This window comes from Kitasatospora cheerisanensis KCTC 2395 (genome assembly GCF_000696185.1).
In the GTDB taxonomy this organism is placed as follows: Bacteria; Actinomycetota; Actinomycetes; order Streptomycetales; family Streptomycetaceae; genus Kitasatospora; species Kitasatospora cheerisanensis.
This window is the reverse complement of record NZ_KK853997.1, coordinates 1,731,597-1,754,136: the sequence shown is the minus strand read 5'-3', so window position 1 is coordinate 1,754,136 and position 22,540 is coordinate 1,731,597. Positions and strand designations below refer to the sequence as shown.

Annotated in this window: 21 protein-coding genes and 1 pseudogene; 14 read left to right on the top strand and 8 right to left on the bottom strand. The window is 74.5% G+C overall.

Annotated features, from left to right (window positions below; genetic code table 11):
* Nucleotides 1-21 precede the first annotated feature (21 nt).
* The 4 genes from KCH_RS07900 to KCH_RS07885 form a co-directional block, all read right to left on the bottom strand.
* The gene (locus KCH_RS07900; RefSeq protein ID WP_035860645.1) at nt 22-1,113 is read right to left on the bottom strand and encodes a glycosyltransferase; all 1,092 of its coding nucleotides are present in this window, start codon (nt 1,111-1,113) and stop codon (nt 22-24) included.
* Complete coding sequence (locus KCH_RS37060) at nt 1,110-3,062, bottom strand: CpsD/CapB family tyrosine-protein kinase (RefSeq protein WP_051652865.1); 1,953 nt, start codon at nt 3,060-3,062, stop codon at nt 1,110-1,112. The genes KCH_RS07900 and KCH_RS37060 overlap by 4 nt, the downstream gene beginning before the upstream one ends.
* 318 nt (nt 3,063-3,380) lie before the next feature.
* Nucleotides 3,381-4,514 (bottom strand): glycosyltransferase family 4 protein, encoded by a 1,134-nt coding sequence (locus KCH_RS07890; RefSeq protein ID WP_035860640.1) that lies wholly within the window; start codon nt 4,512-4,514, stop codon nt 3,381-3,383.
* Nucleotides 4,515-4,678: 164 nt separating this feature from the next.
* Entirely contained in the window at nt 4,679-5,266 is a 588-nt protein-coding gene (locus KCH_RS07885) for a TetR/AcrR family transcriptional regulator (RefSeq protein WP_035860637.1), read from the bottom strand.
* Between the two features lie 170 nt (nt 5,267-5,436).
* On the opposite strand from KCH_RS07885, the gene KCH_RS07880 reads away from it, so the two are divergent.
* The 10 genes from KCH_RS07880 (at nt 5,437) to KCH_RS07835 (ending at nt 14,351) form a co-directional block, all read left to right on the top strand.
* The gene (locus KCH_RS07880) at nt 5,437-6,318 is read left to right on the top strand and encodes an NAD(P)H-binding protein (RefSeq protein WP_035860635.1); all 882 of its coding nucleotides are present in this window, start codon (nt 5,437-5,439) and stop codon (nt 6,316-6,318) included.
* A 14-nt stretch (nt 6,319-6,332) separates the two neighbouring features.
* Complete coding sequence (locus tag KCH_RS07875; protein WP_035860634.1) at nt 6,333-6,794, top strand: hypothetical protein; 462 nt, start codon at nt 6,333-6,335, stop codon at nt 6,792-6,794.
* A 484-nt stretch (nt 6,795-7,278) separates the two neighbouring features.
* On the top strand, nt 7,279-8,352 hold the full coding sequence (locus KCH_RS37055; RefSeq protein ID WP_084223365.1) for a glycosyltransferase: 1,074 nt from the start codon (nt 7,279-7,281) through the stop codon (nt 8,350-8,352).
* Nucleotides 8,353-8,407: 55 nt separating this feature from the next.
* A complete protein-coding gene (locus KCH_RS07865) occupies nt 8,408-8,932 on the top strand; it encodes an SPFH domain-containing protein (RefSeq protein ID WP_051652863.1) in 525 nt (174 codons plus the stop codon).
* A 143-nt stretch (nt 8,933-9,075) separates the two neighbouring features.
* The gene (locus KCH_RS43260) at nt 9,076-9,780 is read left to right on the top strand and encodes a hypothetical protein (RefSeq protein ID WP_035860632.1); all 705 of its coding nucleotides are present in this window, start codon (nt 9,076-9,078) and stop codon (nt 9,778-9,780) included.
* 218 nt (nt 9,781-9,998) lie between these two features.
* Complete coding sequence (locus KCH_RS45895; RefSeq protein ID WP_279635841.1) at nt 9,999-10,127, top strand: hypothetical protein; 129 nt, start codon at nt 9,999-10,001, stop codon at nt 10,125-10,127.
* Nucleotides 10,082-10,795 (top strand): DsbA family protein, encoded by a 714-nt coding sequence (locus KCH_RS07850; RefSeq protein WP_035860627.1) that lies wholly within the window; start codon nt 10,082-10,084, stop codon nt 10,793-10,795. Before KCH_RS45895 ends, KCH_RS07850 begins: the two co-directional genes overlap by 46 nt.
* Nucleotides 10,796-11,063: 268 nt before the next feature.
* Nucleotides 11,064-11,963 (top strand): ABC transporter permease, encoded by a 900-nt coding sequence (locus tag KCH_RS07845; RefSeq protein WP_035860624.1) that lies wholly within the window; start codon nt 11,064-11,066, stop codon nt 11,961-11,963.
* Complete coding sequence (locus tag KCH_RS07840; RefSeq protein WP_035860621.1) at nt 11,953-13,149, top strand: ABC transporter ATP-binding protein; 1,197 nt, start codon at nt 11,953-11,955, stop codon at nt 13,147-13,149. The genes KCH_RS07845 and KCH_RS07840 overlap by 11 nt, the downstream gene beginning before the upstream one ends.
* Nucleotides 13,150-13,151: 2 nt before the next feature.
* Nucleotides 13,152-14,351, top strand: coding sequence for a glycosyltransferase family 4 protein (locus KCH_RS07835; RefSeq protein ID WP_035860618.1), 1,200 nt, complete (start codon nt 13,152-13,154; stop codon nt 14,349-14,351).
* Nucleotides 14,352-14,610: 259 nt separating this feature from the next.
* On the opposite strand, the gene KCH_RS07830 is transcribed toward KCH_RS07835, so the two are convergent.
* The 3 genes from KCH_RS07830 to KCH_RS07820 all read right to left on the bottom strand — a co-directional run bounded on the left by KCH_RS07830 (nt 14,611) and on the right by KCH_RS07820 (nt 17,723).
* Complete coding sequence (locus KCH_RS07830; RefSeq protein ID WP_341865354.1) at nt 14,611-15,354, bottom strand: SAM-dependent methyltransferase; 744 nt, start codon at nt 15,352-15,354, stop codon at nt 14,611-14,613.
* A 26-nt stretch (nt 15,355-15,380) separates the two neighbouring features.
* Complete coding sequence (locus KCH_RS07825; RefSeq protein ID WP_035860615.1) at nt 15,381-16,553, bottom strand: glycosyltransferase; 1,173 nt, start codon at nt 16,551-16,553, stop codon at nt 15,381-15,383.
* A gap of 408 nt (nt 16,554-16,961) precedes the next feature.
* The gene (locus KCH_RS07820) at nt 16,962-17,723 is read right to left on the bottom strand and encodes a glutamate racemase (protein ID WP_035860601.1); all 762 of its coding nucleotides are present in this window, start codon (nt 17,721-17,723) and stop codon (nt 16,962-16,964) included.
* Nucleotides 17,724-17,881: 158 nt separating this feature from the next.
* Between KCH_RS07820 and KCH_RS07815 the strand changes: the two genes are divergently transcribed.
* The 4 genes from KCH_RS07815 (at nt 17,882) to KCH_RS07800 (ending at nt 21,271) form a co-directional block, all read left to right on the top strand.
* On the top strand, nt 17,882-18,307 hold the full coding sequence (locus tag KCH_RS07815; protein ID WP_035860599.1) for a hypothetical protein: 426 nt from the start codon (nt 17,882-17,884) through the stop codon (nt 18,305-18,307).
* 104 nt (nt 18,308-18,411) lie between these two features.
* Nucleotides 18,412-19,218 (top strand): ArsR/SmtB family transcription factor, encoded by an 807-nt coding sequence (locus KCH_RS07810; RefSeq protein ID WP_035871059.1) that lies wholly within the window; start codon nt 18,412-18,414, stop codon nt 19,216-19,218.
* A gap of 203 nt (nt 19,219-19,421) precedes the next feature.
* Entirely contained in the window at nt 19,422-19,928 is a 507-nt protein-coding gene (locus KCH_RS07805) for a DinB family protein (protein ID WP_051652862.1), read from the top strand.
* Nucleotides 19,929-20,047: 119 nt separating this feature from the next.
* Nucleotides 20,048-21,271, top strand: a complete 1,224-nt coding sequence (locus KCH_RS07800) for an MFS transporter (RefSeq protein ID WP_051652861.1) — start codon at nt 20,048-20,050, stop codon at nt 21,269-21,271.
* A gap of 417 nt (nt 21,272-21,688) precedes the next feature.
* Here the strand turns inward: KCH_RS07800 and KCH_RS39320 are convergent.
* A pseudogene (locus tag KCH_RS39320) lies at nt 21,689-22,489 on the bottom strand (polysaccharide deacetylase family protein); the annotation flags it as partial.
* Nucleotides 22,490-22,540: the final 51 nt, after the last annotated feature.

Sequence of the window (22,540 nt, the reverse complement as noted above, 5' to 3'; positions counted from 1 at the left end):
TCGTGCTCGTCCCCTCCGGACTCAGCGGGCCAGCACCCGTGCGTACACCCGCTCGATCGCCCGCTGCGCGCCCGCCACGTCGAAGGACTTCGACCGCTCCCGGGCCGCCGCGCCCATCCGCTCCCGCAGCCCCCGGTCGGCCGCCAACCCGTCCAGCGCGGCCGCCAGTTGCGCCGGGTCGCCGGGTGCCACCAGGCGGCCCTCGACGCCGTCGTCCAGCACCTCCGGCATGCCGCCGACCCTGGTCACCACCGACGGCAGGCCGGAGGTCATCGCCTCCATCAGCGCCACCGGCAGGCCCTCCTGACGCGAGCTCAGGCAGAACACGTCCCAGCCCGGCAGCAGCGCCGGCACGTCCCCCCGGGAACCCGCGAACAGCACGCCCTCGCCCGCGAGTTCGCGCAGCCGTGACTCCAGCGGGCCCGCCCCGACCAGCACCAGCCGGGCGTCCGGCCGCCGGCGGCGCAGCAGCGCGAACGCGGCCAGCAGCGCGGCCTGGTCCTTCTTCGCCGTCAGGTTGCCGACCGTCCCGATCACCAACGCCTCGTCCGGCAGGCCCAGTTCGGCGCGCGCGGCGCGGCGCGCGGCCGGGCCGGACGGGGCGTCGCCCAGGTCCGGTCCGTGGTGCACCACCGTCAGCCAGTCGCCGGGGCGGCGGCGCCCGATGCCCGCCGCCACCGCGTGCGAGACCGCGATCACCGCGTCGTTGCGGCCGTAGGTGAGCGCGTTCGCCCAGCGGGTCGGGAGCCGGTAGCGCTCCCACAGGTTGTGCTCGGTGTGCACCAGGCGGGGGGCCCGCCGGCCGGCCGTCAGCAGGCGGGCGGCGACCGCCGGCACCGGCATGTGGGTGTGCACCAGGTCGTACCGGCGCTCCGCCAGCAGCGCCCGCAGCCGCAGCGGCCAGCGCCGGCCCGGCGCGCCGCCCAGGCAGTGCACGGCCACCCCGGCCTCCTCCAGCGCGGGCACCAGCGCGTCCTTGTACGGCAGCACGTACGCCACCTCGATCGCCCAGCGCGAACGGTCCGCGTGGCGGGCGCAGTTGACCAGCAGCTGCTCCGCGCCGCCCCGCCCCAGGCCCTTGGCCAGCCAGAGCACCCGGGCCGGCCCGGTCACCGGTCCTCGCCCAGGCGCAGCTGCAGCGTGGTCTCCACCGGCTCCTCCGGCGGCAGCTCGGCCGGCCGGCGGCCCCAACTCGCCGCCCCGTCCCGGCGGTCAGCGCCCTCGCCGTACACCGGCGGGCGCGCCTCGGCGGGCCGCTGGTGCTCGCCCGGCCGGCGCTGCGGCTCCACCCGGTGCGGCGGCTCGCCGCGCTGCTGCGCCTCCTGACGGTGCGACGGGTCCTGACGGCGCGACGGCTCCTGACGGTGCTGCGGCTCGGCCCGGTGGGACGGCTCGGCCCGGCGCGGTTCCGACCGGGACGGCTCGGCCCGGCGCGGCGCCGACGATCCCGACGGAGCCGGCGGCGCGGCCGGCCCGCCCTTCGCCGCCCCGCGGCCCGGCCGCAGGACGCGCTTGCGCCGCCCCGTGGTGCCCTCCGCGCCCAGCAGCGCCACGCCCGCCACCGGCACGCCGGTGCGGGCCAGCAGCTCGGACACCCGGTCGGCCTCCTCCGGCCGGACGTTGCCCGCCATCACCGTCACCAGCACCGCGTCCGCGTGCTGCACCAGGTCGTAGGCGTCGTTGGCGTGCAGCAGCGGCGAGGAGTCGATCAGCACCACGTCCGCGTGCCGGCGGGCCAGCGTCAGCACCTCCCCGGCGCGCAGCACCAGCGCCGCCGGGTAGGCCGTGGTGTTGCCGCCGGTGATCAGCGCGACGCCCGGCACGTTGGTGCGGCGGATCAGGTCCACCGGGTCCGGCAGCTGCTCGCCCGACAGCAGCTCCGCCATGCCCGGGCCGTCGCCCACCCCGAACTGGCCGCGCAGGTCCGGCTGCCGGAAGTCGCAGTCCAGCAGCAGCACCTGACGGCCCGTCTCGGCGAGCGTCGCCGCCAGGTTCGCCACCGTGGTGGTCCGCCCGTCGCCGGAGCGCCCCGACATCACCAGCACCACCGGTGCCGGCTCGGCCGCCCGCCGGGCCCGCCGGTCGTCCGGGTCCAGGCCGCCCTGGCCGAGCTGCGCCGACAGCGACCGCGGGCCGGTCAGCAGCAGGGTGGAGCGCAGCGAGCGGTAGGCCTCGGTCGCCGGGTCCTCCGGACGGGCCGTCACCAGCGGTTCGCGCAGCCGGCGCAGGCGCCGCGACAGGTGCGGGATCTCGCCGATCACCGGCAGGTTGAACGCCTCCTCGACGCCGTCGCGGGTGCGCAGCCGGGTGTCCATCCGGGACAGCATCAGTGCGGCGACCACGCCCAGCGCCAGGCCCAGCACCACCGCCAGCGCCAGCCGGACGGTGCGGGTGGGCGAGGTCAGCAGGTTGCCGCCGGCCTCCTTGGTGTCGATCGACCCCCACTGCTGGATCGCGTCGGTCTGGCTGTAGTTCTGCAGGTCGGCGATCGCGCCGAGGGTCTTGGTCAGCGCGCCCGTCGCGGTGGACAGCTGCGGCTGGAGCTTGGCCTGATCGGTCGCGCCCGCCCGGCTGAACTGCTTCTGCAGGTCGTCGAGTTGCTGCTGCTGGGAGTCGGCCTGCGCGCGCAGCCGCTTGATCGACTCGTCGGCGCTCTTCTTCGACTCCTGGCTGTAGCCGGTGATGGTGGCCTCCGACAGCGCCGCCGCCAGGTCCGCGCAGGACTGCTGGGTCGGGCCGGTGGTGGTGAACACCAGCATCTGGGTGGACGCGGCCGCCACCGTGCGGCGCGCCGACAGTCCCGCGACGTCCGTGATGTGCAGCTTCTGCGCGGCGGCCGTGGTCACCGCCGAACCCTGCGCGTACGACAGCACCTGGTCGGCCCGGACGGTGTCGGCCGCGCCCGCGACCGGCGTGATCGCCACCTTGCACTGCCACTTGCCGTTGTCCACCGCGTCACCGGCCGGCGTCAGCACGAACCCCACGATCAGAGCGGCGGCCGTACAGCCGGCCAGCAGCCGCCAGTACCGCCGCAGGACGGTGAACAGATTTGCCGGTTCCACCGGTTGGTTCCCCTCGCCTCGTTCCCACGCCCCGCCGCCGCCCGTCGGGCGGCACGCGCCGGCGCGGCCTCGAATCCCCCCGGAAGCGGCGCCGAACAGGATCTGCGCACGGTGCTCCACGGCTGCGGCCACAACAGACCGGACGGTCCCCCCAGACCGACCCCCCGCCGAACGATGCTTCCCGCCCCGGACCTGCGGCGCAAGCACTTTGGCGATTCCGGTACCGAGCCGTGGACGGATTCCGGACGCGCGCACACGATCCGATCACACGTCCCCGGACGGCCGGGGTCGGTGGGCGGACGAACCGCCCGCCCGGCGTCAGGCCAGTGCGCGCTCGTAGAACCCGACCATCCGCGCGGACACCTGCTGGAGCGTGTACCTGGTCAGGAAACGCGCCCGGGCGGCCTTCGCGCGCACCAGCGCCTCGCCGGGCCCGTCCAGCGTCCGCAGCAGCGCCCCGGCCAACTCCTGCGGGCGCTGCGGCGGGACGAGCAGCGCGTAGTCCTCCGAGCCGACCGTCTCGCGCAGCGCCGGGACGTCCGCGCACACCAGCGGCACGCCGACGCCCATCGCCTCCATCGCCGCGCTGCCCAGCCCCTCCCAGCGCGAGGGCACCGCGCACACCTCGGCCGCCGCCATCAGGTCGAACACGTCGTCGCGCGGCCCGAGGAAGCGCACCCCCTCGGTGCGGGCGGCCAGTTCCTCCAACCGGGCCGTCTCGCCGCCCCGGCTGCCCGCCAGCAGCAGCACCGCGTCCGGCCGCGCCGCGCGGACGGCGGGCCAGGCGGAGAGCAGCACGTCCAGGCCCTTCTGGTACTGCTGCCGGGCGGCCGCCAGCACCACCGGCACGTCCTCGGCGAGGCCCAATCCGGCCCGCACCGCCGCCCGCCGCTGCGGGGTCACCGACCCGAGCAGCTGCGGGTCGCGGCCGCGCGGCACCACGTCGATCCGGCGGCGCGGCACGTGCAGGCGGGCCGCCATCGCGTCCGCGACGTGGTCGGTCAGCGCGTGGAAGCGCCGCACGCCCTGCGCGGTCAGCGCGTCCACGGTCTGCGCGGCCCGCACCTTCCACGGGTTCAGGCCGCGGGCCCGCAGGTGCTCGGGCCCGTACGCCGAGTTGACCAGGCTGGACACCACCGGCACCCCGGCGGCGAGCGCCGCGGAGCGGCCCAGCACGTCCGACTCGAACAGGGTGGTGTGCACCAGGTCCGGCCGGCGGCGGCGGAATTCCCCGCGCAGCGCCGCCAGTCGGGCCGGACGGGAGCCGCGCAGCACCGGCACCGGCTCCGCGCCGGCCGCCCGCAACTCGGCCTGGAAACCGCCCGGGGACTCCTTCAGGAACGCCACCTGCAGCTCGACGCCCGCCCGCACCAGCAGCGGCGCCATCGCCACCAGGCCCTGCTCGGCGCCACCCACCCGGCTCACACTGTCGATCACGTACACCACGCGCACCGCAGCAACCCCCTTGCCCAGGCCACCCCCTGACCGCCGCTCAGCATCCCAGCCGGACCGGGCCCGCGTCCGCGAAACCGGAGGAAACCCGGCCGGTCGGCGCCCGGGGGCGGCTGCGGTCGGTCGGCGGTGGAGCTGCGGGGAGGTGGGGCGGTGACGGCGGGTCAGCCGGCGGCGGGTGGCGGGGTGGTGGTGAGCATGCCCGCCAGTGCGAGGTCGAGCAGCCGGTCGGCCTGTTCGGGGGTGTCGTGCTCGCGGCTCCACGCGGCGGCGTTCATCAGCGTGAACAGGTCCGCGCCGGTGGTGTCGCCGCGCAGCACGCCCGCCGCCCGGGCCCGCTCGGTGAACCGGTCGCCGAGCGCGGTCATCTCGGCGCAGGACTCGTTCAACTCGTCGTTTCCCGCCGAGAGTTGGTCGGCCAGCCCCTGGTAGGCGGCGGCGTGCCGGACCACCGCGCGGACCCACTCGGCCAGCGCCGCCGCCGGGTCGGGGCCCTCGGCGAGCTCCGCGCCGTACGCGAACAGCGCCTGGTTGCGCTCCTCCAGCAGCGCGGCGATCAGCGCGGCCCGGGTCGGGAAGTGCCCGTACAGGGTGCCGATCGCGACCCCCGCCCGGCGGGCGACACCCTCCAGCGAGGCTCCCGTCCCCTCCTCCCGGAACACCGCGTCGGCCTCCGCCAGCAGCCGCTGGCGGTTGCGCAGCGCGTCCGCGCGCGGGCGTCGCCGGGCGGGGGCCGGCTGTGGGTCGGACATGGCAACTCCCTTGAGGTGCTTGAGCTCGGGCTTGTGCTCGGGCTGGAGGTCGGGTTGGAGCTCGGGATGGAGCTCGGGCTTGTGTTCGGACTTAAGTCGAGGAATCCTCGGGTTAAGCAGAAGTCGAGGACGCCTCAGTTTAGCGGGGCGCCCGGGGGAAGGGACATGCCATGATTCTGGTGACCGGCGCCACCGGCTCCATCGGACGCCACCTGATCGACCAACTCGCCCACACCGAGGTCGAGTTCCGCGCCCTGGTGCGCGACCGGGCCAAGGGCCGTGACCTGGGCTGCGACTACGTGATCGGCGACTTCGACGACCCCGCCTCGCTCGCCCCCGCCTTCGAGGGCGTCGACCGGCTGTTCCTCAACGGCCCCGGCGCGCAGGCCGTCGACGGCGAGCAGCCGATGGTCCGCCAACTCGGCGCCGCCATCGACGCGGCCGCCGCCGCCGGGGTCGAACGGGTCGTCAAGATCTCGGTCTGGCACGCCGCCCCCGGCGGACTCCTCTCCGAAGGCGCGCACTGGGAGCTCGACCGCCGCCTCGCCGCGAGCGGCCTGCCCTGGACGGTCCTCCAGCCGTCCGGCTTCCTGCAGAACCTGCTCGGACCCGCCGCCTTCACCCCCGACGGCCGGCTGATCAGCCGCTACGGCGACGGCCCGATCTCGCACATCGACTGCCACGACATCGCCGCCTGCGCCGCCACCCTGCTCACCGGCCCCGCCCGGCCTGGCGAGACCTTCGTCCTCACCGGCCCCGAAGCCCTCACCGACGCCCAGCTCGCCGACCGCCTCGCCCTCGCACTCGGCCGGCCCGTCGACCGCACCGTCCTCACTCCCGAGGCCCTCGCCGCCGCCCTCGCCGGCCAGGGCGCACCCCTCGCCTTCGCCAACGACCTCGCCGACCTCCTCCGCGGGGCCGCCGCCGGCTCCCTCGCCGAAGTCACCACCGCCGTCCCCGACCTGCTCGGCCGTCCCGCCCGCACCGTCGACGAATTCTTCGCCGCCAACCTCCCCGCCCTGCGCCGGCTCGCGGACGGCGGGCGGCCCTGAGGTTCAATGGCCCGGTGCTGCTCACCTTCATCGCCGAACTCGCCGACGAGCCCCTGCTGCTGGACCCCGCCGATCCGCCGGCCGAGTGGGAGACCAACACCTGGTGGCTCAGCGCGGAGGTCGAGGACAGGCAGGCCCTCACCACCGCCGACGTCGTAACCGCCTTCGAACGGACGGCCGCGGCGCTGCGCGTGCGCATCCGCGACGAACTCGGCTTCCCGGGGGTCGCCACGTTCTACGTCTGGCACGACGACCTCGCCGGCCAACTCCGCTGCTCCACCGGATCGGTGCCCCCCGAAAGCCTGGCCTTCGGTGGCACCTACCGCCCCACGGACGATCTCCGCCCGATCGTCGAGCCCTTTCTGACGGACCCCAACCCCGGCGTGGTCGAACTCTGCGACGAGGAGGCCGATTTCGAGCCGGAGATCCCGCCCTTCCCGGTCTGGGGCGCCCAGGTCGGGGCCGCGACAGGCTGAGGCGAGGCGCGGTGGCCTCGGGCGCATCGGTGCGGGCTTCCCGGTGGGCACCGGTTTCGGTTCGAACTCCGAGGCACGGAAGCTGACTTCGAGCCGGAGCCGGTGCCGCTTCCCACCATTGTCGTCCACGTCGGGGCGGCGGCAGATTCGCCGCAGCCTCAGCGAGGCGCGCTCGCCGGGCCGCCGGTGCCGGGCGGGGGACCGGCGGCCCACTCCAGGCCCGAACTCCCAACCCGTTCCGCCTGGGTGGTCGCCCGGCCGCAGCGTTGCGAGGTAGCCGGGGCTGCTGCTCGGAGGGTCGTTGCTGCCATCCCGGCGGACGGCAAGCACCGGCATGGTGGAAACTCCGTGCGGGGTGGCGGAGGTCGCCGGCCGCTCCCCGGTCGGCGGGCCGGCCGGTCAGTGACCCTGGGGCGAACGGGCGTTGGGGCCGCAGTTGGGCGAAGGGAGCCCAACGGGGGACGCCTCTCGGTAGGGTCGGGCCATGGCCGAGCCACGGGTACTGCATGTGATCACGGATCCGCGGGCCCGGGGGGCGCAGCGGATGGCCCGGGAGCTGCATGGGGAACTGGTGCGGCGGGGCCAGGCGTCCGAGCTGGTCGCGCTGCATCCGCATCCGGACGACCGAACGGGCGACGGGGTGCGGGTGTTGGGGCCGTCGCGGCACCACCCGACCACCTTGCGGGCGCTGCGGCGGGCCGCCGCCGGGGCCGAGGTGGTGGTGGCGCACGGGTCGTCGACCTTGCAGGCGTGTGCGCTCGGACTGTTCGGGGCCCGCACCCCGTTCGTCTACGTGAACATCGGCGATCCGCGCCACTGGACGGCAACTCCGCTCCGGCGGGCACGAGTTGGGGCGTTCCTGCACCGGGCGGCCGCGGTCGCCGCGATCTCCCCGCACGCCGTCGACCTGCTCCGTACCCGGTTCCGGCTGCCCGCCCGGCGCCTGCACGTGCTGCCCAACGCCCGCTCGGCGGACCGGTTTTCGCCGCCCGGGGACCGGGCCGCGAAGGCCGCCGCCCGGGCGGCTCTCGGGCTGCCCGCCGACGGACCGCTGATCGCCTGGATCGGCGCGCTCAGCCCGGAGAAGCGTCCCGACGTGGCGCTCCAGGCCCATGCCCTGCTGCCCGGGGACGTCCGCCTCGCTCTCGCCGGCGAAGGCCCGCTGCGGCAGGAGGTGGCGGAGGCCGCCGGGCCCCGCACCCACCTGCTCGGTGCGCTCGCCGATCCCGCGCCGCTGTACCGGGCCGCCGATCTGCTGCTGCTCACCAGCGACTCCGAGGGCGTGCCCGGCGTCCTGATCGAGGCCGCTCTCGCCGCGCTGCCCGCCGTCGCCACCGAGGTCGGCTGGGTCTCCGACGTCGTCCGGCACGGCGAGACCGGACTGCTCACGGCCCCCGGCGACCCGTCCGCGACCGCCGAGGCCCTGCGCGCCCTGCTCGCCGCCGACCGGGCCCGCTTCGGGGAGGCCGCCCGCACGCACGCCCTCGCCCACTTCGAGCTCGACGCCGTCACCACCCGCTGGCAGCAGCTGCTGCGCCAAGTCGTCCGGCACCGCTGACGATTGACGTACGGCCGCCCATACTGTCCCCAGGCCGAGGACAGGGGAGGACCCGATGGCTGCGGGGCTGATCGTGGCGGTGCTGGTGGTACTGCTGCTGGCGCGGGCGAGTGTGAAACGGGTCGGGGCCGAGGAACGCGGCGTGGTGTTCCGGCTCGGCAAGGTCCGCGACCGCACGCTGCGGCCCGGAACCGCCCTGCTGCTGCCGTTCGCCGACCGGTTGCAGCGCGTCTCGCTCGCCGAGACCACCGTCGCGCTGCCGCACCTGGGCCGGACCAAGGACGGCCGCCGGGTGCGGATCGAGGCCGCCCTGACCTTCCACGTCGCCGACCCGGTCGCCGCCACCGTCAACGTGCAGAACCACGGACTGGCGATCAGTCACCTCGGCCTGGTGGTGCTCCGGACCGGGGCCGAGCAGCGCACCTTCGAGGAACTCGCCACCGCCCGCGAGGAACTGAGGCTCGCCCTGCTGCGCGAGATCGGGCCCGCCGCGGCAGGCTGGGGCGTCGAACTGAACCGGGTCGAGGTGAAGACTGTCACAGCCGCCAATCCATCTGCACCCGAACCGACCGTGCACTGAACGGAGTTCGCTCCCGCGGGGACCTTCCGCCGTGTAACAGCGCCGTACCGGACGGAAACCCGAGGAACCGTCCGACAACCGGACGCGTGGTGACGCATGCCCGCCGCTCGGCGGGCCGCAGAACCCGCCCCCAGGAGCATCCGATGAACTTCCGCAAGCCCGCCGTCCTCGCCGCCCTGGCCTGCTCCGTCCTCGCCCTGACGGCCTGTGACCCCGACAGCTCCGACTCCGCCGCGCCCGCCGCCAGTTCCGCCGCGAGCAAGCCCGCCGCCGCCCCGTCGGGCGCCGCCTCCGCCGGCGCCACCGGAGGCTCCTCCGCCGCGCCCGGCGGCGCCGCCGGCAGCAAGCCCGCCGCCGACACCCCGGCCTGCGGCGGCTCCGAGAAGGAGAGCGACGTCAAGGCCGAGCTCACCGTCGACAAGAGCGCCGACCCGCGGATCACCGGCGTCATCAAGCTCACCAACACCACCGCCAAGGACTGCGTCGTCTACGGCAAGCCCGAGCTGAAGACCGACCACACCGCGCAGTTCGAGAAGATCACCAGCAGCGTCCTCGGCACCGGCAGCTTCGCCACCGACAAGGCCAACGGCACCGTGCTGCACCCCAACGTGCCGGTCTACCAGGCCGTCACCTGGCTCTCCTCGCCGCCGGTCGCCCCGAACGCCTCCTGCACCACCGGCTCGCTGCTGGTGCTGGTCCGCAACGAGGGCATCCTCACCCTCCCCATGCCGGTCAAGGACGCCCGGTACTGCCCGATGAAGGAGGAGGGCTCCGCCCAGGTCCAGATCGGCGTCCCGCAGGCCTCCGAGGCCGACGCCAAGGCCCAGCTCCGCAACCTCGGCAAGTGACCCCACCCGGTGGGCGGGCGTGCGGGGGCGCGCGCCCGCCCACCGGAAGCCACCGGCCGTCCTGACGCCCCACCAGGCCCGTGCCGCCGGCCGTCCGACAGCGGGCACCCGCCGCACTCCGACGCCCGTTCGAATGGCACTGCTCCGATCCGGCGAATTCCGCCGCCTGGAGCCCGATCGCCTGGCCCGCCGGCCGCCCGTGCTGCGACGCTGCCCCCGTGAAGCCGCTGCTCCGAACCACCGTCCTGCTCGCCGTCGCCGGAGGCCTGCTCACCGCCCCGGCCGCCGCCACCGCCGCGCCGTGCTGCCGACCGCGCCGCACGGCCTCGCCGGGAGCCCGCTGCTGACGCCCGGTCAGTACCTGGCCGCCAAGCCGGCACCCGGTCAGTACCTGACCGCCAAGCCGGCGCCCGGAACGGCCGCCCAGCACCTGCCCGGCGCCCAGAACCCGCCCGCCGCACCGCACCGGCCGGCCGACGGGCCGCAGGCCACCCGCATGCACGAGGCCGTCGAGTTCTTCTGGTACAACTGCTCGCACTCCGCGCTGCTGGAGGCCCCGCTCACCCGGTGGGCCGCCCAGCACCAGGGCGAGGTGACGCTGCGCCGCGTCCCCGCCGTGTGGCCCGGCAGCCCCGGCGAGGCCGAACAGCGCGCCCACGCCCGGCTGTTCTACACGCTCGACCGGCTCGGTGAGGTCGACCGCCGGCAGGCCGCCGTGTTCCACGCCGTCCGCGAGGACCACCTCGACCTGACCACCGAACAGGGCGCCGCCGACTGGGCCGCCGCGCAGGGCCTGGACGCCGCCGCGTTCCGCGCCGCCTACCACTCCGCCGAGGTCGACCGGGCCGTGGACCAGGCACCCAAGCTGTTCGCCGACAACCGGGTCACCGAACTGCCGACCGTGATCGTGGACGGCACCGGCCGCACCTCGCCCACCCGGGCCGGCGGCGTCGAGCAGATGCCCGGCGCCCTCGACCGGATGGTCACCGAACGGGCCGCGAACCCCGCCGGCTGACCGCCGCGCATTCGCCGCGCACCGCATCGACAGCGGCGGCACTCAGACCAGTGCGGCACCGAACGGCTCTTCCCCGCTGGGAAGTTCGGACCGCAACCGTCGACAACCGGCCTGAGCTGGCGCAATCTTCACGGAACCCGCCCGCCGCCCCCACACTCTGTGTCATGGTGGTCGCCCGGGCCGCCGGACAGCACCGGCCGCCCGGCTCCGACACAGTCGACACAGGCACCGGACGCGGCCGCACCGCGCCCGGAGAGGGCGGGAGTCCGTGGGGGGACAGCGCGCACAGGTCATCGACGAACGCGGGGGCCGGCCGGCCCCTCCGGGCGTCGCGATCCCGGCCGGGCCACCGCCCGAACTGGTCTTCAAACGCCGGCTGCGCCCCCTCCAGGTCGCCCACGAGCTGTGGGCCGCACGGGAGTTGGTGCGCGCCCTGGCCGAGCGCGACCTGCGCGCCCGGTACAAGCAGGCCGTCCTCGGCTTCGCCTGGGCGGTGCTCACCCCGCTGGCGCTGTGCGCCATCTTCACCCTGGTCTTCCACCGCGCCGTCAAGATCGAGACCGGCGCCGCCCCGTACACGCTGTTCGCCTACGTCGGCCTGATCGTCTGGCAGTTCTTCAGCAACACCATGAACCAGGGTGCGCTCAGCCTCGCCAACAACCTCAGCCTGCTGAACAAGGTGTACTGCCCGCGCGAGGTCTTCCCGCTGGCCACCATGCTGGTCGCCACCGTCGACATGGCGATCGGCATCGGCGTCCTCGGCCTGATGTTCCTGGTGTTCTGGACCGCGCCCGCCGCCACCTTCCTCTGGGCGGTGCCGCTGCTGCTGATCCAGTTCGCCTTCACCTACGGCATCGCCCTGATCCTCTCGGTCGCCGTGGTCTACCTGCGCGACGTCCGCCACCTGCTGCCGATCATCACCCAGATGGGAGTGTTCGCCACCCCCGTCGCCTACCCGCTGGCCAAGATCCCGCACCGGCTGCAGGAGATCTACGTCGGCCTCAACCCGCTCGGCGCGGTCATCGAGGGCTACCGCAAGGCACTGCTGTACGGCGAGGCGCCCGACGGGCGGATGACCCTGATCGCGGCCGCCAGCTCGCTGGTCTTCCTGGTCGGCGGCTACCTGTTCTTCAAGAAGCTGGAAACGGGGATCGCCGATGTCGCGTGACTACCCGCTGGGCACCATCCGCACCGAGCAGGTCTGGAAGCGCTTCCGCGCCGACCAGCAGCGGATGCTGCTGCGCGACCGCGTCGAACAGGCCGCCCGCCGGCTGCGCGGCGACCGCGGCGAGGACTGGCGCTGGGCCCTGCGCGACATCAACCTGCACATCGAACCGGGCGAGTCCGTCGGCCTGATCGGCTCCAACGGGTCAGGAAAGTCAACCCTGTTGAAGATGCTCACCCGGGTCATGTACCCGTACGCCGGCATCATCGACGTGCGCGGCCGGATCGGCGCCCTGATCGAGATCCGGGCCGGCATCCACCCCGACCTGACGGGCCGCGAGAACATCTACCTGTTCGGCGCGCTGCTCGGCCTCAAGCGCCGCGAGGTCGCCGGACGCTTCGACGACATCGTCGAGTTCGCCCGGCTCGGCGGCGCCATCGACCGGCAGGTCAAGTTCTACTCCTCCGGCATGCAGATGCGCCTCGGCTTCGCCGTCGCCGCCTACCTGGAGCCGCACGTCCTGCTGGTCGACGAAGTCCTCGCCGTCGGCGACGCCGTCTTCCAGCAGCGCTGCCTCGACCGGATGCGCGAAGTCGCCGAACAGGGCACCACCATCGTCTTCGTCTCGCACGACCTGCCCGCCGTCCAGTCCATCTGCCGGCGCGGCGTCTGGCTAGAACAGGGCACCGTCCGGGTCGACGCCGGCATCAAGGACGCCCTGGCCGGCTACCGCGACTCCATCGAAGCCCAGTCCGAGGCCACCGCCCGGGTCGGCGAACCGCTGTCGCTGCTCACGTACGAGGTGCGCGGCGAGACCGGCGAGGAGACCCTGCACACCGACGAACCCGTCACCGTCGAACTCACCCTCGGCGGCGACTACCGCGGCGACGCCACCCTCCACCTCGGCGTCAGCGAAGGCACCTCCAGCCCGATCTTCCAGATCAGCCACGAGATCCGGATGACCGGCGGCGACCACCGGGTGGCCTGCGTCATCCCCCGCCTGCCGCTGCCCCGCGGCCGCTACACCCTGTGGGCCGGGGTCTACTCCATCGGCAAGACCGACGGCGGCACCCTGATGAGCTGGCACTCCGCCGGCCAGTTCGACGTGTTCGGCCCGATGCTGGACACCCCGCCGCGCGCGGTCGTACTCGCCGCGCCCGTCTTCGTACCGCACCAGTGGGAGGAGTGAGCGTGCGTTCGGTCCGCGTCCTGGTCCACCTCAACAACCTGGCGCTCGGCGGCGCCCAACTCAACGCCGTCGACATCGCCCGCACCCTGCGCGACCGGGGCCACCAACCCGTGCTGTTCGCCCAGGGCATCGACGGCCCCGCCCCGCTCGTCGAACTCGCCGCCTCGCACGACCTCGACCTCGTCGTCGCCGGCGACCCCGACACCCCGCACGCCGTCATCCGCGCCCGACTCAGCCGCCTCGCCGACGAACACGGCTCCCAACTCGTCCACGCCTGGGAGGTCCGCGCCGCCCGCAACGCCTACTTCGGCCCCGGCCGACAGGGCCGCCTCCCGATCGTCACCACCTTCTACGGCATCCGGATGCTCCGCGGCATGCCCCGCCACCAGCCCCTGGTCCTCGGCCTCGGCGCACTGATGGCGGACGGCCGGGCCTTCGGCCACCGCGACCTGCGGCTGATCGAACCACCCGTCAACACCGAACTGGACGCGCCGGGTTCCGTCCCGGGCTTCACCTTCCGCGCCGAAGTCGGCGCCGCCCCCTCCCAGTTGCTGCTCTGCATCGTCACCCGGCTGGTCTCCGGCCTGGAGAAGGACGCCGGCGTCCGCCGCACCATGGCCGCCGTCCGCCTGCTCGACGACCCCGACCTGGTGCTCGCCGTGGTCGGCGGCGGCCCCAGCGAAGAGCCGCTGCGCGCCGAGGCGGCCCGCCTCAACGCCGAACTCGGCCGCGAGGCCGTCGTGTTCACCGGCCAGCGCGCCGACCCGCGCCCCGCCTACGAGGCTGCCGACCTGGTCCTCGGCATGGGCGGCTCCGCGCTCCGCGGCCTCGCCTTCGGCAAGCCCGTCATCGTCCACGGCGCGAACGGCTACACCGCCATCCACGAGCCCGGCCCCCTGGTCGAACCGCACGCCTCCCGCTGCATGTACGGCCACGGCGACGGCCCCGCCGACGCGAAAGCCCTCGCCGCCCAGATCCGCGCCCTCGCCGACTCGCCCGACCGCCGCGCGGAACTGGGCAGTTGGGGCCGCGACTGGGTGGTCGGCCGGTTCTCCCTCGACCACGTCTCCACCGCCTTCGAGGAGATCTACCGCGAACTCCTCCGTCAACCCCCCGGCCGCACCGCCTGGCTCCGCGACCTCGAACAGATGACCCGCTACGAATACGTCAAGCCCACCGCCCGCCGGCTGCTCAGCCGCTGACGCGGTCTCGGCCGCCGGCCGTTGGCCGTTGGCCGCCGGGATCAGCGGGGTCGCCCGGCAGGTCGCCCAACAGGCGTAGTCAGCCGGCGAAGAGCAGGTGCACGGGCAGGCACACGGGCGGGTACACGGAAGCGCGTCGGGTGTGGACCGGATCGGGGTGCTTCGTCCGGTGGGCCGTCCCGAAGTGCTGGGGCCGGCAGTTCGGCGACAGTGGGCCCGGTTCTGGGCAGGAGATCGGGCCGACACGGTGGAGGTCAGGTCAACCCTCGTACCGCAGCAGGAGGGTGACGAAGCCGAAGCCCTCGCGGTACTCGTTCAGCCACTCGTCGCGGTGGCGGTCGGCGGCCTCCAGTGCCTGGTCGCGGTCGGGGCCGGGCGGCCGGTCGAGGGCCCAGTCGGCGAGGGAGCCGGTCCAGGCCCACTCGTAGGCGTCGAGCTCGTCGCGGGTGGAGGTGTGCCCCGCGACCGGCCACCAGCCGGCGGCGCGGACAGCGGCCACGGTGCCCGGCAGGTCGGTGAGCTCGTCGCCGAAGAACTCGCGCGAGCGGTCCGTGAGTTGGCCGTCCCAGTACGACTCGCCGAGCAGCAGCGTGCCACCCGGCGCGAGCAACGGACGGACCGCGTCGAGGGTCTGCGACAGCCCGCCGAACGCGTACGTCGCGCCGACCGACAGCACCGCGTCGAACCGCTCGGCGGAGGTGAACTCCCTTACGTCCAGGTGGTGCAGGCCGATCCGGCGCGCCACGCCCGCCCGCTCGGCGGTCTGCCGACCGGCCTCCAGGGCGGCCGCATTGGTGTCCACGCCGACCGCGCGCAACCCCGGGTAGGACGCCAACGCCCGTACCAGCCAGGTGCCTTCACCGCAGCCGAGGTCCAGCACCCGCCCCTCCGGGCAGCGGCGCAGCTGCCGTTCCAGCAGGCGGTGCACCGACTCGTCCGACAGCGGGGCGGCCACGGGATGGTCGCGGTGGGCGATCCGCCCGATCTCCTGACGTTCCATCATCCGAGTATGCCTGTCCGGTCGTTCGCTCACTCGGCCCGCTGCGGGTGCGGGTACGTCCGCCCCTTCCAGGCCGAACCGCGGCCGCGCCAGTGCTGGACGGCCGAGTCGACCGTCATCAGCAGGTACAGCAGCGCGGTGAACGGCAGCAACGGGGCCTCCGCCACCGGCCGGCCGTAGTACCGCAGCATCGGCGCGAACGTCCCCGCCATCACCGCCCAGGCCGCCAGCCCGGCAGCGGCCGTCCACCACTCGCCCGCCAGCAGACCGGCGACGGCGGCGACCGGCGGCACCAGGTAGACCAGCGCCAGGCCGAGGACGGTGCCGAGCAACAGGAGTGGCGAGTACCGGAGTTGGGCGTACGCGCTGCGCGACACCATCCGCCACAGCGGCGACAGGCCCGGGTACGGCCGGACCGAGTCGACCCGGTCGGCGAGACCCAGCCAGGTCCGCCCACCGGAGCGCTTCACCGCGCGGGCGAGCGACACGTCGTCGATCACCGCGCCCCGGATCGCCGCCACCCCGCCCGCCCGCTCCAACGCCTCCCGCCGCACCAGCGAACAGCCACCGGCCGCGGCGGCGGTCCGGGAACCCGGACGGTTCGAACGGCGGAACGGGTACAGCTGGGCGAAGAAGTACACGAACGCCGGAACGATCAGCCGCTCCCATCCGGACTCCACCCGCAGGCGCGCCATCTGCGACACCAGATCCAGCCGGTGCGCCTCGCCCGCGGCGACCAGTGCCCGCAACGAGCCCGGGCGGTGCGCGATGTCCGCGTCCGTCAGCAGCAGCCACTCCGCGTCGCCGGCCTCGGCCGCCCGTTCGACACCGTGCCGCAACGCCCACAACTTGCCCGTCCAGCCCTCCGGCAGCGGCGGGGGAGTGGTCACCTCCAACGTCAGCCCCGGCGCCGCCGCGGCAAGCTCCCGCGCCAACTCGGCCGTCCCGTCCGTACTGTGATCGTCCACCAGCACGACCCTGGCCCGGCCCGGATACTCCTGCGCCAGCAGACTCGGCAGCGACAGCGGCAGCACCCCGGCCTCGTCCCGCGCCGGCACCACCGCCACCACCTCCGGCCACCGCGACGGCTCCGCACCCCCACGCGGCACCCGCTGATCGGTCCGCCAGAACCCGCCGTGACACACCGCCAGCCACACCCACGCCAGCAGCGCCACCACCGACACCCACCACAGGACGGTCACCCCCGCAGTCTGCCCCAGCCGGCCACCGGCGACGCCGAGGCGCGACACGGGGTCGCCCGGCGGGCGTGGGTCGGGCGCGGGTCGGGTGTGGCGGGGCGGGCGGGAAAGCGCTTACCGGTTGGTGGGCGCGCGGGGGTAAGCGCTTTCCCGTTCGGATGGCGGGACGGGAAAGCGCTTACCGGCTGGCGTCTCCGGCGGCGGGAAAGCGTTTACCGCGTCCGCTGCACGTGAATGACTGCGGCGGGAGGCGCGCTGGGAAAGCGTTTACCGTCACCGCCGGAGCAACGGGAAAGCGCTTACCGGCTGCACCTGCCACTGGGCCCGAAAGCAATGGGAAAACGCTTTCCCGCCCGCCGCCCGCGTAAGGCTGGAACGACCGCACGACCGCACGACCGAGCAGGCCGACCGTCAGACCGTGGCGCCGAGAAGCAGCTCGCCCTGCGGGTAGTTGAGGGCGGCCGGCTGGAGGGCGGCGGGACGGCCGGAGTGGAGGACGGTGAGGGTGCCGGCGCCGGGAGTGGTGGGGGCGGCGATGCGGCGGAGGGCCTGCGCGGCGACGGCGTCGGCGGAGCCGTGGAAGCGTGCGGCGGGCGCGGCCAGGGCCGCGGCGATGCGGTCGTCGACCAGCTCGTAGTGGGTGCAGCCGAGGACCAGGTCGGTGGTGGAGGCGGGCGTGCGGGCGGCGGCGAAGGCGATGGCGGCGGCGATCGCGTCCTCGTCGGCGTGCTCGACGGCCTCGGCCAGGCCGGGGCAGGCGACTTCGTGAACCTCGGCGGCGCCGCCGAACTCGGCGATCAGTCCGCGCTGGTAGGCGCTGCCGGTGGTGGCGGGCGTGGCCCAGATGGCGACCACGCCGCCCGCCGCGGCGGCGGGCTTGATCGCGGGAACGGTGCCGATCACCGGGATCTCGGGCTCGAACTCGGCGCGCAGCCGCTCCAGGGCGTGCACGGAGGCGGTGTTGCAGGCGACGACCATCGCGTCCAGGGAGTGCGCGGCGGCCGCGCGGGCGCAGGCGAGGGCGTGCTCGGTGATGTCCTCGGGGGTACGGGGCCCCCAGGGCATGCCGTCGGGGTCGCAGGAGATGACCAGGTCCGCGTCCGGGCGCAGGCGGCGCAGCGCGGCGGTGGCGGCGAGCAGTCCGAGTCCGGAGTCCACGAGGGCGATCTTCACGAGCAACGACTCTACCTCCTGACCGGCTCGGACCCTGGTCCGGTCAGGGGCGCCCGCCCGACCCCGAGCCAGAGTCGAACGCCAAAGTTGAATGTGTTCAAACCCTCTGCCGGGATGCCGCCGGGGCGGGCCGAGCGGCCCGACGGTGGAGGGGTGCGATGAAGGTCTGGCAACGACCGGTGGTGGCAGTGCCGCTGGCGATGGCGGTGCTCACGGCGGGCGGGGGAGTCCTGTACGAGGTCGGGAAGGCGGTGATCGCCGACGACCGCACCTGCCGCAACCTCGACACCTACCTCGGCGGCTCGATCCCCGCGGGTGCGGCGGACTTCCGCTGTGTGGACAGCGGTTTCCAGGAGCGCTGGTACGAGCTCTCGTTCCGCCTGCGGAGCGGGCGGGTCGGCGAGCTGCGCGCCGCGTTCCCGCACGTCTCGCCACGGCCGGCGGAGAAGTGCCGGGTCGCCCTGTCCCTCTCGTTCGAGCCGTACGTGGACTGGCCGCCGGGCATGGCGGGGGAGTTCGACCTGTGGGCTGCCGATCAGGGGGACGGGACGGTGCTGGTGGAGATCCGTGCGCACGGGGGCTGAGGGGCTGAGGTCCGGATCGAGGCGTCCGGTCGATCCGGTTGCGATAGGCAGGTAAACGCCTGCATGATGGAGGAGTGAGTCCGGAACCGATCCCCGCCGCCCCGATGGACGCGGTGTTCAAGGCCCTCGCCGATCCGACCCGCCGGGCGCTGCTCGACCGGCTGCGGGTCCGCGACGGGCAGACGCTGCGGGAGCTGTGCGAGGAGGTGGCGATGGCGCGGCAGTCCGTGACCCAGCACCTGGACCTGCTGGTCGCCGCGCGGCTGGTCACCGTGGTCCGGCGGGGGCGGGAGCGGCTCCACTACCTCAACCCCGGGCCGATCCAGGAGATCGAGCAGCGGTGGATCGCCGACTTCGACCGCCCCCGGCTGGCCGTCCTCGGCGGGATCAAACGACAGGCAGAGCAGGAGAACGCCATGAACAGCGCATCCGAGACCGGTACTGTCCCGACCGTCCCGACCTACGTGTACGCGACCTACATCCGGGCCACCCCGGAACAGGTGTGGAAAGCGCTTACCGACGCCGAGTTGACGGCCCGCTACTGGGGCCATGCCAACGTCTCCGACTGGCAGGCCGGCTCGACCTGGGAGCACCGCCGCACCGACGGTTCCGGCAAGGTCGACGTCACCGGCCGGGTGCTGGCCGCCGAGCCGCCGACCCGCCTGGTGATCACCTTCGAGGACCGGCCGGACCTGTCCGCCCAGGAGGAGGCAGCCACCGTCACCTTCCTGATCGAGCCGTACGAGGACATCGTCCGACTGACCGTCACCCACGAGAAGCTGCGCGACCGCACCGCGCTGCAGGCGATCTCGCACGGCTGGCCGGCCGTCCTGGCGAACCTGAAGTCCCTGCTGGAGACCGGCGAGACACTGCCGCAGGCGCCGTGGGAGATGGCCCCCACCGACAGCTGAGCCACCATCCGAGCCGCCATTCGCAGCCACGACCCGAACCACGGTCCAGTGGCCCGGCCCACGCCTTCGGCCGCCAAGCGAGCCACGTTCCAGGCACGACCCGGCCCACGCTTCCGCCACGGCCCGAACCACGTTCCAGTCACGACCTGAGCCACCCGTAGCGGCGTCATCGAGGTCGCCGCCGTCGCAGAAGGGCACCACGGATGTACGACTCCGCCCCGCTCCACCGCGCCTACCTGGACGTGATCGCCGCCGCCGAGGAGGTGTCCGGCGCCGAGCCCGCCGCCCTCCCGGCGGGGGAGTGGGACGCCGAAGAGGTGCTGGCCCACGTCGGGCTGGTCACGGCCGGTGCACTGGCGGCGGTGGCCGCCGTCGCGGCCGGCTCGCCCGCCACGTTCGACAACCGGGTCTCCCAGGACGGCTGGACGCTCCGCCGGGTGGTCGAGCGGACCGGTGGCGGACCGGAGCTGCTCCGCCGGGTCGCCGCCCAGGGCGAGGCACTGTGCACGTTCGCGGCGTCGCTCGCGGCAGAGGAACTGGAGACTCCGCTGCCGACCCTGCTGCTCTCGCACGGCGAGCCGGTGTTCGAGGGCGCGATGACGGTCCGTGAACTGCTGGACGGGCTGGCCGCCGGCGAGATCCACGTGCACGCCGCCCAGATCCGCGCGACCGCCGCACCGGCCGAAGAGGCCGAGGTCCTCACGGTCTGAGCCCCGCCCGCGCCCCGGCCGCCGCCCGCACCCGGGTCTGCTCCGTCCGACTGACGGTGCGTCGGCGGCCCGGCCGCGTCGGCCGGGGCGGGCCGGGCCGGGTGCCGAGGCTGGGTCTCATGGGACAGCTGACGACTTCGAACGAGCGGGCGCCGGCGAGCGAGCGGGTGTCGGGGACGGCGTACACCAACCTGGTGGTGGCGACGCTGGGGTTCGCGCTGACCTTCTGGGCGTGGAACCTGATCGCCCCGCTGGCCGGCGAGTTCGACAAGACGCTGCACATGTCCTCGTTCGCGCAGTCGTTCCTGGTCGCCGTCCCGGTGATCGTCGGCTCGCTGGGCCGGGTGCCGGTCGGCGCGCTCACCGACCGGTACGGGGCGCGGCTGATGTTCCCGCTGATCTCGGCGCTGACCATCGTGCCGGTGCTGCTGATCATCCCGGCCCGGGAGTCGTACGGGGCGCTGCTGGCGGTCGGGTTCTTCCTCGGGCTGGGCGGCACGACGTTCGCGATCGGGGTGCCGCTGGTGAACTCGTGGTTCCCGGCGCACAAGCGGGGGCTGGGGCTCGGGGTGTTCGGCATGGGCATGGGCGGCGTCGCGCTGTCCGGCTACTTCACGCCGCGGCTGTGGAAGCACGGCCACAACCTGCCGTTCTGGGTGATGGCCGTCGCGCTCGCCGGCTACACCGTGATCGCCGTACTGCTGCTGCGCGACCGCCCGGACCGGGCGGTGCCGACCGCCTCGCTGGCCACCCGGTTGGGCCGCGCGGGGCGGCTGCGGGTCACCTGGGAGCTGTCCGCGCTGTACGCGATCGGCTTCGGCGGGATCGTCGCGTTCGGCGTCTACCTGCCGACGTACCTGAAGACCTGGTACCAGCTGTCGGCGACCGACGCCGGCACCAAGGCGGCCGGCTTCGCGCTGGTCACCGTGGTGTTCCGGCCGCTCGGCGGCTGGCTGTCGGACCGGATCCACCCGGCGGTGGTCACCGGCTGGGCGCTGGCGCTGACCGCCGTGTTCGCCGTGGTCCAGGCGTTCGACCCGGACCTCAGCCCGGTCGGGACGATCGCGTTCCTGCTGATGGCGGCCGGTCTCGGCACCACCAGCGGCTCGGTGTTCGCACTGGTCGCGCAGGTCACCCCGGTCGCCCAGGTCGGCTCCGTGACCGGCATCGTCGGGGCGATGGGCGGCCTCGGCGGCTTCGTCCCGCCGCTGGTCATGGGCGCGATCTACAGCGCCAAGGGCAGCTACTCGATCGGCTTCATGCTGCTGTCCGACCTGGCGCTGGCCGGCTGCGTCTACGCGGTGGGCCGGATGCGCAACATCCGGCCCACGAGCACCGCCTGAAGGGGCCGAGGCCCGGCCGGACCCCGGCCGAACCCGCGTCCGACTGCGGCCCAACCAGCGTCCGACGCCGGTCGAATCAGCGTCCGATCCCGGCCGAACCAGCGTCGGAGTCCGGTCGACCAGGGCCGGAGCACGACCGGGGCCTGGTCGGCCCGGCGGCCGGACCCGTCCCGGACCCCGGTGTTGGACAGGCGAACCGTTACGCCTGCGCGCCCAGCAGGCGCTGAACCGCCGGCTCCAGGCCCGACAGGATGGTGTCGAACCGGCGGGTGGAGGTGGTGGAGTCCACCTGGAGGCGGCTGATCCGCAGCGGGTGGGCGGGCAGCCGGGGCCGAGCCGGTGGTCGGACAGGAAGCCCAGCCGGTAGCCGAGCTGGCGCAGCACCGCGTCCGCGCGCTCGTCGAAGCCGCCGTCCGGGTAGGCGAACGCGGACGGCGCCTCGCCCAGCCAGCGGGTCAGCGCCAGGTGGGCGCCGGCGATCTCCGCATGCACCGTCGCCTCGTCGCAGCGGCGCAGCGACGGGTGCCCGAGCGTGTGGTTGCCGACCGTGACGTCGGCCTCGCGCAGCGCCCGCAGGTCCTCCGGGCGCAGCTGCTCCTGGGCCGGCGGGCGGTGGGACGAGGAGACCCGCAGCTCGGCCAGGCTGCGCCGACGGTCCGGGTCGGGCAGCGCCTTGAGCAGCGCCAGCACCCGGGCCGGGTCGCCGCCGCTCGGCAGCAGCCGGGCCCGGCCGCCGTGCCGGGCCAGGAACGCGGCCTCGTGCCACCAGAACGGCTTCTCGGTGCCGACCAGCTCGGCGATCACGAACGCCGCCGCCGGGATCCGGCGCGCCACCAGTTCCGGGAGCGCGTGGCGGAGCACGGTCCGGTCGGGGTCGTCGAAGGTCACCAGGACCGAGCGCGGCGGCAGCGGCCGGCCCTCGGCCAGCGACCGTTCCACGTCCTGCACCGACACGGGGGTGGCCAGCCGGCGCAGCCGGTCGAGCTGGGCACCGAAGGACCGCGGGTCGGTGATGCCGTGGTAGGCGAGCACGGCCAGCCGCTGCGCGGCCCGGGCCCGGAACAGCGGCTGGGCCGGACTGAACCGCAGCCAGCTGCTCCGGTCCCGTGGCTGGGACGGCCCGGCGGCGACGGCGGGTACGGCAGCGGGCTGGGGCGGGGCGCAGACGGCGGCGGCGGTGGTGGCGTACGACACGGTTCCCCCCTCGGTCGCCGGCATGCGGCGTGGCGGTACCGTCGGCAGGCGGAGCCCGGCCTCCGACCCCGGGCG